At 63.6% G+C, this 13413-nt stretch carries 9 protein-coding genes and 1 tRNA gene; 9 read left to right on the top strand and 1 reads right to left on the bottom strand.

From position 1 onward, the window contains the following. The first annotated feature begins 47 nt into the window (after positions 1 to 47). On the top strand, positions 48 to 2090 hold the full coding sequence (locus Amn_RS09215) for a lytic transglycosylase domain-containing protein (protein WP_286296405.1): 2043 nt from the start codon (positions 48 to 50) through the stop codon (positions 2088 to 2090). 142 nt (positions 2091 to 2232) lie between these two features. Then, a complete protein-coding gene (locus tag Amn_RS09210; RefSeq protein ID WP_286296403.1) occupies positions 2233 to 3162 on the top strand; it encodes an alpha/beta fold hydrolase in 930 nt (309 codons plus the stop codon). 208 nt (positions 3163 to 3370) lie between these two features. On the opposite strand, the gene Amn_RS09205 is transcribed toward Amn_RS09210, so the two are convergent. Continuing rightward, positions 3371 to 4441, bottom strand: coding sequence for a porin (locus Amn_RS09205; RefSeq protein WP_286296401.1), 1071 nt, complete (start codon positions 4439 to 4441; stop codon positions 3371 to 3373). Between the two features lie 451 nt (positions 4442 to 4892). Between Amn_RS09205 and Amn_RS09200 the strand changes: the two genes are divergently transcribed. The 7 genes from Amn_RS09200 (at position 4893) to Amn_RS09170 (ending at position 13413) form a co-directional block, all read left to right on the top strand. Next, a tRNA-Ser gene (locus Amn_RS09200) sits at positions 4893 to 4983 on the top strand. A 147-nt stretch (positions 4984 to 5130) separates the two neighbouring features. Beyond that, positions 5131 to 6189: a porin gene (locus Amn_RS09195; RefSeq protein WP_286296399.1), complete on the top strand. Its 1059-nt coding sequence runs from the start codon at positions 5131 to 5133 to the stop codon at positions 6187 to 6189. A gap of 297 nt (positions 6190 to 6486) precedes the next feature. Continuing rightward, entirely contained in the window at positions 6487 to 7362 is an 876-nt protein-coding gene (locus tag Amn_RS09190) for a tyrosine-type recombinase/integrase (RefSeq protein WP_286297979.1), read from the top strand. A 281-nt stretch (positions 7363 to 7643) separates the two neighbouring features. Continuing rightward, positions 7644 to 8753, top strand: coding sequence for a pyridoxal phosphate-dependent aminotransferase (locus Amn_RS09185; RefSeq protein WP_286296397.1), 1110 nt, complete (start codon positions 7644 to 7646; stop codon positions 8751 to 8753). Between the two features lie 195 nt (positions 8754 to 8948). Further along, entirely contained in the window at positions 8949 to 10160 is a 1212-nt protein-coding gene (locus tag Amn_RS09180; protein ID WP_286296395.1) for a CAP domain-containing protein, read from the top strand. Between the two features lie 83 nt (positions 10161 to 10243). Beyond that, complete coding sequence (locus Amn_RS09175; protein WP_286296393.1) at positions 10244 to 11983, top strand: type I secretion system permease/ATPase; 1740 nt, start codon at positions 10244 to 10246, stop codon at positions 11981 to 11983. Between the two features lie 2 nt (positions 11984 to 11985). Further along, positions 11986 to 13413 carry an HlyD family type I secretion periplasmic adaptor subunit gene (locus Amn_RS09170; protein ID WP_083948642.1) on the top strand — a complete coding sequence of 476 codons (1428 nt, stop codon included), beginning with the start codon at positions 11986 to 11988 and terminating at the stop codon, positions 13411 to 13413.

Here is a 13413-nt window from a genome sequence, read left to right as displayed (position 1 = left end):
CTAGGCTCGAAAGCCCTGCTCCCGATCGTCACCCGCAAGGATAAGGAATGACCAGGATCATTCCGGCTGCCAGGCCGCATCATATCGCGCTGTTGAGCGCCTTCATCGCCCTGGCGCCCGTCCCCGCCGGCAGTTCGGCGCTCGACCCGCAGGCAACCTCGGCCATCCCCTTCGCCAGCATCGGCAAGGGTGACGCCGCCCGTGCCGCCTTCGGCACAATCGACCAGCTCAAGAGCGGGCTCGACGCGCTGTCGAGCGGCGATCTGGCGCAGGCGCGCGCGGTGCGTGACGCCCTGCCCGCGACAGCGCTCGACCGCCACATATTGATGTGGGCGATCGCCATCAATGGCGGCGACCAGGTGCCGAGTGCCGATATCGCGGCGGCCGCCCAGGCGCTGCCCGGCTGGCCGGGCCTTGCCACATTGCGCCGCAACAGCGAGCGCGCCATGGCGCGCGAAACGCCTGGGCCCAATATCGTGGTTTCGGCCTTTGCCGGCAGCGAACCGCAAACCATCGAAGGTGCGCTTTTGCTCGCCCGCGCCCAGAAGGAGCTCGGAAATGCCAAGGCGGCACTTGCCGTACTCCAGCCCTTTTGGCGCACCGAAAAACTGGATGCCAAATATGAGGTGGCGATCCTCAAGGATTTCGGCAACCTGATCCCCGCCGCCGACCATCGCATCCGCATGGAGCGCATGCTCTATGCCGACCGGGTCAATTCCGCCGCGCGTGTCGCCGAGTTCGCCGGGGCAAAGCCGCTGGCCGACGCCTGGGCTGCCGTCATCAAGGGCGACAAGAAGGCACAAGCGCTGCTCGATGCGGTGCCCGCAAGCCAGCGTTCGGCCGGCTATGTCTTTGCCAAGGCGCGCCTCTTGCGCAAGCAGGAGAAGTTCACCGAAGCCGCAGCCGTCATGCTGAAGGCGCCTGGGGATCGCGCCAGCCTGATCGACCCCGACACATGGTGGGTGGAACGCCGCGTGCTGTCGCGTGAACTGCTCGACGAGGGCGACGTCAAGACCGCCTACCGGATTGCCGCGGCCCATTCGGCCGAAAACGCGACGAATGCCGCCGACGCCGAATTCCACGCCGGCTGGTATGCGCTGCGCGGCCTCAACGACGCCAAGCTGGCATCAGGCCATTTCGAACGCATCGCCAAGATCGCCGGCAGCCCGATCTCGCTGTCGCGCGCCTATTATTGGCTCGGCCGCAGCGCCGAAGCCGGCGGTCCCGGCAATGCCAAGGACTATTTCGCCCGCGCCGCCACCTATGGCACCAGCTACTACGGCCAGCTTGCCGCCGAACGCATCGGCCGCAAGGCGCTCAATGTCGTCTATCCCGCGCCGACTTCGGCCGACCGCCAGGCCTTTGCGCAGCGTGAGGCGGTCAGCGCGATCACCCGGCTCGAGGGCGCGGGTTATGCCGCTTACGCCGAGATGCTTTATCGCGACCTCGCCTCTCAGTTGAACAGCCCGGGCGAACTCGCGCTGCTCGCCGTCATGGCCGAGAAGCAGGACAACCATTATCTGGCGCTGCGCGTCGGCAAGATCGCCGCCCAGCGCGGCCTCGACGTCGGCGCCCTGTCGCACCCGATCGGGGTGATCCCAGACTCGGCCAACATTTCGGGCTCCGGCAAGGCGCTCGCCTATGCGATCGCGCGCCAGGAAAGCGAGTTCAAGGTCTCGGCCGTCTCCAGCGCCGGGGCGCGTGGACTGCTGCAGCTGATGCCGGGTACGGCAAGGGATCTGGCGAAGAAAGCCGGCATGGCCTTTTCGCAGGAGCGTCTCACGACAGATGCCGGCTACAACGCCACCTTGGGCGCCAGCTTCCTCGGCGAGCAGCTCGGCCGCTTCAACGGCTCCTATGTGCTGACCTTTGCCGGCTACAATGCCGGCCCGCGCCGCGCCGACCAGTGGATATCAAGATATGGCGATCCGCGCGGCAAGGATGTCGACACCGTCGTCGACTGGATCGAGCGCATCCCCTATGCGGAGACGCGCAGCTACGTCCAGCGCGTGATGGAGAACTACCAGGTCTACAAGATGCGGCTGTCGGGCAGTTACGACATCAATGGCGACCTGGTGAATGGCCGCTAGGCTTGCCCAGGCAGGTCTCGGTGCATCCAGCCACATTGCGGCGTCGCCCCCGCAGATCGGCGGCGGGTTTGACCGCGCCCCATGGCTTCGTTAGCTAGGTCGGGCCGACACGAGGTCGTGTCGGGAGCGGAGAGGCAGCCTGATGACCGATGCGCAAGGCTTTGCGGACTTCTACTACACCTCGCAGGACGGGCTCAGGCTGCACGCAAGACTCTATGGCGCCGAGGCTGGTCACGAAGATACCGCTCGCCGCGGCAACCGCCCGGTCGTCTGCCTGCCTGGCCTGACCCGCAACGCCAGGGACTTTCACGAGCTGGCACTGCATCTTGCCAACGACGTCGAAAACCCTCGCCGAATCATATGCTTCGACTATCGCGGCCGGGGACGGTCGGCCTATGACCCGAACTGGCAGAACTACAATGTCGGCATGGAAGCGACCGACGTCATCTCCGGCCTCGACGCCCTTGGCGTCACTGAAGCAGCCTTTGTCGGGACGTCGCGCGGCGGGCTGATCATCCATGTGCTGGCGATGATGCGCCCTGCCCAGATCAAGGCGGTCGTGCTCAACGACATCGGCCCGGTGATCGAGACGGCAGGTCTTGCCCATATCAGGTCCTATCTGGAAAACGCCCCTCGCCCCGTTGATTTCACCGATGCCGTCCAGATTCAGAAGGCGGTCCATGGCGAGGCGTTTCCGGCGCTGTCTGATACCGACTGGCACCGCTTCGTCCACGCCATCTATCGCGACGAGGCGGGTGTGCCCGTCGCCGACTACGACCCCGCCTTGCTCAACACCGTGCTGGCGCTGGATCTCAGCCAGCCGCTGCCGGATCTCTGGCCGCAGTTCGAAGCGCTTGCGTCCGTGCCGGTGCTGACGATCCGCGGCGCCAACTCGCGGCTGCTGTCGGCAGAAACCATTGATGAAATGGGCCGACGCCATCCGCGCCTTGAAGCGGTCACCGTCGACGGACAGGGCCACGCGCCGGCGCTGGAGACCGGAAACCTGCCGGCGACAATCACTGGCTTTCTGCGCAAAGCAGACGCCGCAACGGCTGTTGCCGCGAGCGCCTGACCGGCTCGCCGCCTGATCAGGCTCGGGCCTGCATCGCAGACCGGCATCCGACGGCAGATTGCCGGGCACAATTGGGCAGCTGCCAACGGCGCGCCTTGAGCCGCGACGAGCCACCTCATCCGACACGCAAGGCGACGGCACATGATCGCCAAACGAAAAAACCCGGCGGTTGCCCGCCGGGTTTTCCCTAGATCAGCTTGTGAGCTGATTAGAACGAAGCGTCGAGACGCAGGAAGCCCTTGAAGTATTCGTCATCGCCACCGACTTCGGTGTCGACGTAGTTGACTGCCAGCTTGGCGTTCAGGTTCTCGACGATCTTGTAGTCGACAACTGCGCCAACCGTCCACGTGTCGAGGTCCGACTCGAGGGTGGTGTTGTTGAGGAAGTCGCCTGCATGTGCGTCAGCGAAGAACTGACCGCCAGCGCCGACAGTCAGCCTGTCGTTGACGGTGTACTTCAGGTAACCGCCGATCGAGTAATCGTAGCCCAGATAGTCGCCGGCATCGAAGCCAAGGCTCATCCACGTTGCACCCGACTCATAAGCTGCGAGCAGCTCGAGGGTCAGAGCGTCGGTTGCCTTGATCTTGGCGATACCCTTGAGGGCGAACTCCGAGAAGCGGTCGTCGTAGGCAGCGAACAGGTCAACCGAACCCCAGCCCTGAGCGATCGAGACCTTACCGGTGACAATCGGCACGTAGTCGAAGTTGCGGTCTTCTTCTTCGAGGCCGACCGACACTGCGATGCCGTTGCCGGCGTCGAAGGTGTAACGGATCGACTGGATGAAGTCGCCACCGCCGCTGTCGAACTCACCCGACAGGTCGCCGTCGAACAGCGTGTCGTTACGACCGATCATCAGGCCGCCGAGCTCGAAGTAGGCGTAACGGACGCCAAAAGTGCTCGAGTCTCCAAGGAAACCAATCTGCTGACCAACGCTATTGTAGACGGTTTCGCCGCCGTTGTTTGCGCCCTGGAACTCGATGTAGCGCTTGAACGTGCCGTATTCGGTCTCCGAGCGAGCGTCGAACTTCAGACGGAAGAGAGCGGTCTTCTTCCAGCCGTTGTCGTCTTCTTCGAAGTCGATCTGGTAACGAACGAGGCCGCCGATCTTGAGGCAGGTCTCGGTGCCGGGGATGTAGTAGAAGCCCGCGCCGTAAACGTCGCAGATGCGGACGTATTCCATGGGTTCCGGCTCAGCGACGACGACAGCGTCGGCCGCACGAGCGCCGGAGACTGCGAGCAGAGCCGCAGCGGAGCCGAGAAGAAGGCTCTTAATGTTCATTTTCTGACCTCCAGTCAAAAGTTTCAAAAGAGGGTCTGGGTATTTTTTGCTGAAGGACAGCGTTCCCTGCCCCATCCCCGTTTGAAAAAGATGCGCACCGCGCTCCCTCTTCGACCCCGACATTACCCATGAGCGTTCGCGGTTCAACAGCCAACACGGCCCGCAAGCCTCCCGCAACGCTGGATCGCCGGGGCATGTTGCACAAATGACACGATTTGATACCCCCCATAAAGAAGTCATTAAGAAATGGAGCCATTCCAGCGCAGCTTTTGCGCCTGGCACAGATGCTGATCGAGGTCTCTTTCCGCAGAATCGTGGGTGATCCGATTCTTCGGGAGCCCGGCTAAGCGGACGATTCGTGCGCCGAGCTCGCCAGGCGGTGCTTTTTCATGCCGATATGTAGAATGGCTTATTGATTGTGCCGCGCCTTTTCTTTATCCAGCGGCGCAACGGAGAGGTGGCCGAGTGGTCGAAGGCGCTCCCCTGCTAAGGGAGTAGAGGTCAAAAGCTTCTCGTGGGTTCGAATCCCATCCTCTCCGCCAGCCTCAGGCTACCTCCCCTTTCAGATCTCAGAATGCCTAGACATTTCAATCGCTTGCGGCGCCATTGCGCGCGGTGAAGCCGGATTTTCATGGCTTTCCGCCTGAATTCCTCGATCTCCAGCCGCGATTCTGACTGGAGGTCAGAAAATGAACATTAAGAGCCTTCTTCTCGGCTCCGCTGCGGCTCTGCTCGCAGTCTCCGGCGCTCGTGCGGCCGACGCTGTCGTCGTCGCTGAGCCGGAACCCATGGAATACGTCCGCATCTGCGACGTTTACGGCGCGGGCTTCTACTACATCCCCGGCACCGAGACCTGCCTCAAGATCGGCGGCCTCGTTCGTTACCAGATCGACTGGGCTGACGAAGATGAAGGTTGGCGCAAGACCGCCCTCTTCCGCCTGAAGTTCGATGCCCGTTCGGAAACCGAATACGGCACGTTCAAGCGCTACATCGAGTTCCAGGGCTCGAACAACGGCGGCAACTACGATCCGGAAGAAGACGAATGGGCAGCTGATTCCAGCACCTTCTCGGTTCGTTATGCCTACTTCGAACTCGGTGGCCTGATGATCGGCCGCAACGATACGCTGTTCGACGGCGATCTGTCGGGTGAGTTCGATGCCGGCGGCGGCGACTTCGTCCAGCAGATTCGTTACACCTTCGACGCCGGCAACGGCATCGCAGTGTCGGTCGGCCTCGAAGAAGAAGACAACAACTTCGACTACGTGCCGCTCGTCACCGGTAAGGTCTCGGTCGCTCAGGGCTGGGGTTCTGTCGACCTGTTCGCCGCTTATGACGACCGCTTCTCGGAGTTCGCTCTGAAGGGTATCGCCAAGATCAAGGCAACCGACGCTCTGACCCTCGAGCTGCTCGCAGCCTACGAGTCGGGCGCTACCTGGTTCGGCCTGTCGGACTTCTACGCTGGCTACGAATGGTCGGTCGGCGGCTACCTGAAGTACCAGGTCAACGAGAAGCTGGCAGTCGGCTTCGGTGGTCAGTACTTCGCTGACAGCCACTTCGGCGTGTTCAACCCGGATGGCACCGGCCTCGCGACCGTTGACGTCGGCAACGACGACTGGTCGATCGGCGCGGTCGTCGACTACACGATCGTTGAGAACCTCAACGCCAAGCTGGCTGTCAACTACGACGACGGCGACAGCTTCACGGACGGCTCGTTCAACGGCTTCCTCCGTCTCGACGCCTCCTTCTAATAGGCTGACGTCGTAAGGCATAAGGCGGCCCGGGTTTCCTAGGAGGCCCGGGCCGTTTTTCTACCAGCGGCTAGCGCTGGGGTGTCAAACCAAAGAGGAGCTAAAAGGCGCTGTCAGGTGCAAGCCGGATCGGGAACTTATTTCGCTTCCTGTTCATGCTTACGGAAAACCGTCACATTGTCGGATACCCTTTAGCAATGTAGCATTCGCTAATATTCCTTCTTGGGTTGCCGACACCTAATGAAAAAAGCAACTTCAAAGGACGATACTTTGAGCGGCCACCACTCTGCCGCCCTTATGACGAATTGCAAGGTAACGTATAATTTCAACAGCGTTAAAGAAGTAAAGTCATTCAGGGTTATAGACCTTTTTCTGTTATACAAAGACATATTGTGGGACGACGGCAAGCACAAATACAATGTCAGCTCCTTCATCGGTGAGATCGACGAGATTCTTCTAGGCGAGCGCTTCAGCGCTTTTTCCCAGGAGGCGCTCGACGGCCTGATAGGCTCCCTGCGCCAACGCGGTAACAGCAACGCGACCATCAATCGGAAGATGGCCGCTTTGAGCAAACTGCTGCGCAAGGCCTACAAGATGGGAGATGTCCATAGCCTGCCCGAGTTCCGCCGCCAGAAGGAGCGGGCGGGACGAATCCGTTTTCTCGAGCTCGAGGAAGAGGACAGGCTGTTTGCTGCCATCCGGGCCAAGAGTGAAGACGCCTACCGGCTTTCCGTTTTCCTGGTCGATACCGGTTGCCGCCTCGGCGAGGCGATCGGATTGATCTGGAACGACATCCAGGACACACGCGTCAGCTTCTGGATCACCAAATCCGGGCGCAGCCGGACGATTCCCCTGACCGCACGCGCCAGAGAAACGGCCAAATGGCCGGCTGATCGTGGGCCGCGTCCGAAAGGACCGTTCGCCATGCTGACGCAGCCGCAGTTCCGGGCCATCTGGAACGAGGCCAAGGCGGAAGTGGGTCTCGGCGCCGACGATCAGGTGGTGCCGCATATCCTGCGCCACACCTGCGCCTCGCGCCTGGTCCAGGGCGGCATCGACATCCGCCGCGTGCAGATGTGGCTCGGTCACCAGACGCTGTCGATGACGATGCGTTATGCCCATCTCGCGACAAACGATCTCGACCGCTGCGTGGTGGTGCTGGAGCGGCACTGATTCCGGCAGATGATTCGCATCATGCGCCCGGATTCGGGCCGCATCTGTGCGCGCGCCTGCAGCAACACGTTGCAATGGCTCGCGGGCTTGCTCGTCGTCACGCCGTCACGACCGCTCGGACTTTGCCGGATCGCCACGTCGCGGTGGCGTGAAGCCGGTCGGCTGGCGCGCAAATAGGCTCACAAAGCATATCCCTGCCAGGCTGCTTTTGTCGTATAGGCAAAACATCCAGAGATTGCCGCGCCCGGCCGGGGCCGGATGACGCCATCGAGTAAGCTGACATGACCAACCGCCCTGCCCTCACCCCCGTCATCGACGCCCTGCCCGTAACCGTGCCGTTTGTCGGGCCAGAGGCGCAGGAGCGCGACCGCGGCGCGCCGTTTCGGGCCCGAATCGGCGCCAATGAGAGCGGCTTTGGTCCTTCGCCGCGCGTGACCGCGCGGATGGCCGAGGCGGCGGCCGAGATGTGGAAATATTGCGACCCAGACAATTACGAACTGAAAGTCGCGCTGGCGCGTCATCTCGGCATAGGCATCGAGAACGTCGTCGTCGGCGAAGGCATTGACGGCCTTTTGAACCTCGTCGTGCGCATGTATGCCCCCGAGGGTACACCAGTGGTGACCTCGCTCGGCGCCTATCCGACCTTCAATTTCCACGTCGCCAGCGTCGGCGCGCGCCTGGTGCCGGTGCCGTTCCGCGACGACAAGGAAGATCTCCAGGGCCTGCTCGACGCGGTGAAGCGCGAGAATGCGCCTGTCGTCTATCTGTCCAACCCGGACAATCCGATGGGCAGCTGGTGGGAAGCGGAGGAGATTCTTCGCTTTGCCGAGGCCTTGCCCGAGACGACGATGCTGGTGCTCGACGAAGCCTATGGCGAGACGGCGCCAGCCTCGGCGCTGCCGCCGGTCGACATTGCGCGCCTCAATGTCGTGCGCATGCGCACCTTCTCCAAAGCCTATGGGCTTGCCGGCATCCGCTGCGGTTATGCCTTTGGCGATGCCGAGGTGATCGCGAACTTTGAAAAGGTGCGGAACCACTATGGCGTCAGCCGGATGGCGCAGATCGCGGGCGAGGAAGCGCTCGCGGACCAGGCCTATCTTGCCGAGGTCGTCGCCAAGGTCGACGCCGGACGCAAGCGGATCGCTGGAATCGCCAGGGATAACGGGCTGAAGCCCCTGCCCTCGGCGACAAACTTCGTCACCATCGACTGCGGCGGCGATGCCGCCTTCGCGCTTGCCGTGATGCGCAACATGCTTGCCCGCGACGTCTTCATCCGCAAGCCGATGGCGCCGGTGCTCGACCGCTGCATCCGCGTCAGCGTCGGTCTCGACCATGAGCTCGACATCTTCGCCGAAGAACTGCCCAAGGCGATCGCTGCCGCCCGCGGCTGATCACGACACAGGATTTTCAACCGTCGATAGACGGCGCATCCGCGCCGTGTCGTCTCGCGCGAAGATATATGCGTATATCCTAATTTATTCATTTCAGCGCCGCATCATCAACACACTTCCTGCCTAGGCCGGACGTGGGACGGACGGGACATTTGGGGGTTCATCAGCAATCAAGAACCAAACCGGGGAGACCCTATGCCTCAGCACAGCGCCAACGAGCAGTATTTGCTCGAGCTCATCAACGCGGAGCGCGCCAAAGTCGGCGCCCAGCCTCTGGCATTCGACAACGACCTAAGCGAAGCCGCCGAAAACCACGACAAGTGGATGCTCTCGGCAGATGTCTTTTCACACACAGGCTCCGGCGGCTCGTCGCCGACGACACGCATGAAGGCGGCCGGCTACACGCTCAGCGGCTCCTGGGCGACGGGCGAGAACATCGCCTGGGCCACGACCCGCGCGCCGACCGGCTATGTCGACGAAGTGAAGCTGCTTCACACCAACCTGATGAATTCCTCCGGACATCGGGCGAACATTCTCAACCCGAACTTCCGCGAGGTCGGCCTCGGCTTCGAGGTCGGTGACTACAAGGGCCGTTCATCCGCCTTCGTGACCGAAGATTTCGGCAAGACCGGTTCCGACCTGTTCCTGACCGGCGTGACCTTCGACGACAAGGACGGCGACCGCTTCTACGATCCCGGCGAAGGGCTTGGCGCGATCACCGTGACAGCCAAGAACGCTGCCGGCCAGACCTTCAAGACCACGACCTCGGCGGCAGGCGGCTACGACCTGGTGCTGAAGCCCGGCACCTATACGGTGACCTTCACTGGCGCCAACATCGCGACCTCGACGCAGACGGTCACGATCGGCACCAAGAACGTCAAGAAGGACCTGATCGACCCGGTGATGAAGTCGGGCACGCTGGCAGCCACCGCTTCGGCCGACGATGCCGGCGCAACAGCACCGACGACGCCGACCAAGACGGTCGACGTCGCCGACACCACCGATACTGGCGGCGACAATACCGGCGCAAACCCTGCGAACAACTGGCTCGCCGACTTCTTCAAGAAGATGGACCATTTCGGCCAGGACCAGGGTACGCGTGGCGTACGCGAGGTGGCCGGCTCCACTGAGACTTCTGCCAAGAAGACGGTGGCGCTCGATGGCGACCACTTCAACTTCAGCTCGAAGGTGACAGCGCATGTGAATGCCGATCATGTCAACGACATCGTCGATGGCGGCCATGTGCAGCAGGCCATCGACCACGTTGTCGCGACGCTGCAGGCCCATCTGCCGGCGGATGGTCACGCGGTGGCAGATGCGGGCGACGCAGCCCAGGCCGCGGTCGCCAAGATACTGGCACAGATGGCGGCTCATTCGAGCCATCAGAATGCCGACGTCATCGCCTGATTTTCTGGCGATTCCAAAAAGGCGGGCTTCGTTCGGCGAGGCCCGCCGCATTGCAGTCAATCAATTGACCGCCATCAAGGGGAATGACCCTGTCTCACCCGTCCACTGACCTGAACCGCACGTCAGAGCTTTTCAAGGCACTGCATTCGTTCAAGGGCGCCTTCGTCGCCGTTGCCGGCTTCAGCGGCCTGATCAACATCCTGATGCTGTCGGGCTCGCTGTTCATGCTGCAGGTCTATGACCGGGTGCTGCCGAGCCGCAGCGTGCCGACGCTGGTGGCGCTGATCATCCTGGTGGCCGTGCTCTATGCCTTCCAGGGCGTTCTCGAAGCCATCAGGGCACGCGTGCTGACGCGGATCGGCGCCGGCATCGACGAAATCATCAGCGGCCGCGTGTTCAATTGCATCGTCCGCCTGCCGCTGCGCAAGCGCGATCGCGGCGAAGGCCCGCAGGCGCTGCGCGACCTCGACCAGGTCAGCGGTTTTCTCTCCGGCGCGGGACCGGCAGCTCTGTTCGACCTGCCGTGGATCCCGATCTATGTCGGCATCTGTTTTCTGTTCCATCCCTGGATCGGCGTCGCCGCACTCGCAGGTGCCGTGCTGCTTGTCGCGCTCACCGTGCTCACCGACCGCCTTGTGCGCGGGCCGACCAAGGCAATGTCGGGCTTCAGCACGAAGCGCAGCGCCATTGCGCAGGCCGGCGCCCGCAATGCCGAGGTGCTGGCCGCGATGGGCATGGGCGACCGGCTGGCGCAGCGCTGGGCTAAGGCGAATGGCGACTTCCGCGAGGCGCAGGAACGCGCCAGCGACCTGACCAGCGGCTTTGGTGCCGTGTCGCGCATCCTGCGCATGATGCTGCAGTCGATGGTGCTGGCGCTCGGCGCCTATCTCGTCATCTACCAGCAGGCGACGCCCGGCATCATCATTGCCAGCTCGATCCTGACGTCGCGCGCATTGGCGCCGATCGAACTCGCCATTGCGCACTGGAAAAGCTTCCTCAACGCACGCCAGAGCTGGCACCGGCTCGACGCATTGTTCGCAGCAATGCCGGCGTCGGAAGGCGGCATGGAGCTGCCGGCGCCGACAGACGAACTCACTGTCGAGGGCATCAGCGTGGTCGCGCCCGGCGATCGGCGATTTGTGCTGCAGGACGTCGAATTCTCGCTTCGGGCGGGAGCCGGCATGGGCGTCATCGGCCCCAGCGGCTCCGGAAAATCCTCGCTGGCGCGCGCGCTGGTCGGCGTCTGGCCGCTGATGCGTGGCAAGGTGCGGCTCGATGGTGCGGCGCTGGAGCAGTGGCCGGCGCAGGCGCTCGGCCGCCATGTCGGCTACCTGCCGCAGGACGTCGAACTGTTTGCCGGAACCGTCGGCCAGAACATTTCGCGTTTCGAGGATAGCGCTCCTTCCGAGACGATCATCGCGGCGGCGAAGGCTGCGGGTGTGCACGACATGATCCTGCGTCTGCCCGAGGGCTACCAGACCGAGATCGGCGAGAGCGGTGCTGCCCTGTCCGCCGGCCAGCGCCAGCGCGTGGCGCTGGCCCGCGCGCTCTACCGCGATCCGTTCCTGGTCGTGCTCGACGAACCCAATTCCAATCTCGACGCATCGGGCGACCAGGCGCTGACGCAGGCCATCGAGCGCATCAAGGCGCGCGGCGGCATCGTCATCGTGGTGGCGCACCGGCCGAGCGCGCTGGCGGCACTCGACCATCTGCTGGTCCTCGGCGGCGGCAAGCAGCAGGCCTTCGGCCTGAAGAGCGAGATTGCAAGGCAGGCACTGCAACCGGTGCCGGTGCCGCTGCATGCGGTGGGAACGGCGGGCTGACCATGACACTGGTGACCAACCATTTTTCGGCAGACCGGCTGAAGGCAGCGAGAGATCTTGCGACCTCGGCAAAGACGCAAATGCTCGCCCTGCTCGACAAGGGCGCGATGCCGGTTGCCGGCGCCACTCCGCAACAGCAGCGGCTCCGCAAGGACATCAGGCGCAACGTCCGCCTGGGCGGCTTCGCCGCGCTGGCGCTTGTCGGCGGCCTCGGCCTGTGGGCGGCAACAAGCAGCCTGTCGGGCGCGGTGGTGGCGGCGGGTCACCTTGTCGTCGATTCCAACGTCAAGGCGGTCCAGCATCCGCAGGGCGGCGTCGTCGGCGCGCTCAACGTGCACAATGGCAGCATGGTGTCGGCCGGCGAGGTGCTGGTGCGGCTCGACGACACCGTCGCCAAGGCCAATCTCGCCATCGTCGACAACGGCCTGGACGAGCTGATGGCGCGACGCGCCCGGCTGATCGCCGAGCGCGACGGAACCGAGGCGGTCGCCTATCCGGCCGAACTCACGGCCCGCGCCGCCGATCCGGCGATCGCGCAACTGATCGAGGGCGAGAACAAGCTTTTTGCGCTGAGGCGGCAGGCCCGCGACGGGCAGGTGTCGCAATTGCGCGAACGCATCGCCCAGTTCCGCGAGGAGATTTCCGGCGTCGAGGCCCAGCAGAAAAGCAAGAAGCAGGAGATCGCCCTGATCAAGGTCGAGCTCGCGGGCATGGAAGAGCTGTGGAAGAAGAAGCTGGTGCCGATCTCGCGGCTGGCCGACCGGCAGCGGGCCCAGGCGCAGCTTGACGGCGAGGACGGCCAGCTGACGGCGGCGGCGGCGCAGACGCGCGGACGGATCAGCGAGACCGAGCTCGCCATCATCCAGATCGACCAGGACATGCGCAGCCAGGTGGCCGGCGAGCTGCGCGAGATCGACGCCAAGGCCGGCGAACTCAGGGAACGGCAGGTCGCCGCCGAGCAGTCGCTGAAGCAGATCGACATCCGCGCGCCGCAGGCCGGCCGGGTCCACCAGCTGGCGATCCACACCGTCGGCGGCGTGGTCACGCCGGGCGAAGCGATCATGCAGATCGTGCCGACGGCGGATGCGCTGGTGGTCGAGGCGCGCGTTGCGCCACAGGATATCGACCAGGTGCGCATCGGCCAGCCGGCGACGCTCAGGCTGTCGGCCTTCAACCAGCAGACCACACCTGAAGTGGACGGCACCGTCGACCGGGTGTCACCCGACATGATCGAGGACCAGAAGGCCGGGCTGTCCTATTATGCCGTGCGTATCGCCCTGTCGGCCAAGAGCCTGGAACAGGCGGGCTCGCCGGAACTCAAGCCAGGCATGCCGGCCGAGGTGTTCCTCAAGACCACCGACCGCACGGTGCTGTCCTATCTGTTCAAGCCTTTGACCGACCAGGCCAGCCGCGCCTTCCGCAGCGACTGA

The sequence above is a fragment of the Aminobacter sp. Y103A genome (assembly GCF_030294925.1).
GTDB lineage: Bacteria > Pseudomonadota > Alphaproteobacteria > Rhizobiales > Rhizobiaceae > Aminobacter > Aminobacter ciceronei.
Note: the sequence above shows the minus strand (reverse complement) of the source record. Positions and strands in the feature narration are given on the sequence as shown.

What these genes read in the sequence shown, in the direction of transcription:
- Amn_RS09215 (WP_286296405.1), top strand. Translation starts at nt 48, where the DNA reads ATGACCAGGATCATTCCGGCTGCCAGGCCGCATCATATCGCGCTGTTG.
- Amn_RS09210 (WP_286296403.1), top strand. Translation starts at nt 2,233, where the DNA reads ATGACCGATGCGCAAGGCTTTGCGGACTTCTACTACACCTCGCAGGAC.
- Amn_RS09205 (WP_286296401.1), bottom strand. Translation starts at nt 4,441, where the DNA reads ATGAACATTAAGAGCCTTCTTCTCGGCTCCGCTGCGGCTCTGCTCGCA.
- Amn_RS09195 (WP_286296399.1), top strand. Translation starts at nt 5,131, where the DNA reads ATGAACATTAAGAGCCTTCTTCTCGGCTCCGCTGCGGCTCTGCTCGCA.
- Amn_RS09190 (WP_286297979.1), top strand. Translation starts at nt 6,487, where the DNA reads ATGACGAATTGCAAGGTAACGTATAATTTCAACAGCGTTAAAGAAGTA.
- Amn_RS09185 (WP_286296397.1), top strand. Translation starts at nt 7,644, where the DNA reads ATGACCAACCGCCCTGCCCTCACCCCCGTCATCGACGCCCTGCCCGTA.
- Amn_RS09180 (WP_286296395.1), top strand. Translation starts at nt 8,949, where the DNA reads ATGCCTCAGCACAGCGCCAACGAGCAGTATTTGCTCGAGCTCATCAAC.
- Amn_RS09175 (WP_286296393.1), top strand. Translation starts at nt 10,244, where the DNA reads ATGACCCTGTCTCACCCGTCCACTGACCTGAACCGCACGTCAGAGCTT.
- Amn_RS09170 (WP_083948642.1), top strand. Translation starts at nt 11,986, where the DNA reads ATGACACTGGTGACCAACCATTTTTCGGCAGACCGGCTGAAGGCAGCG.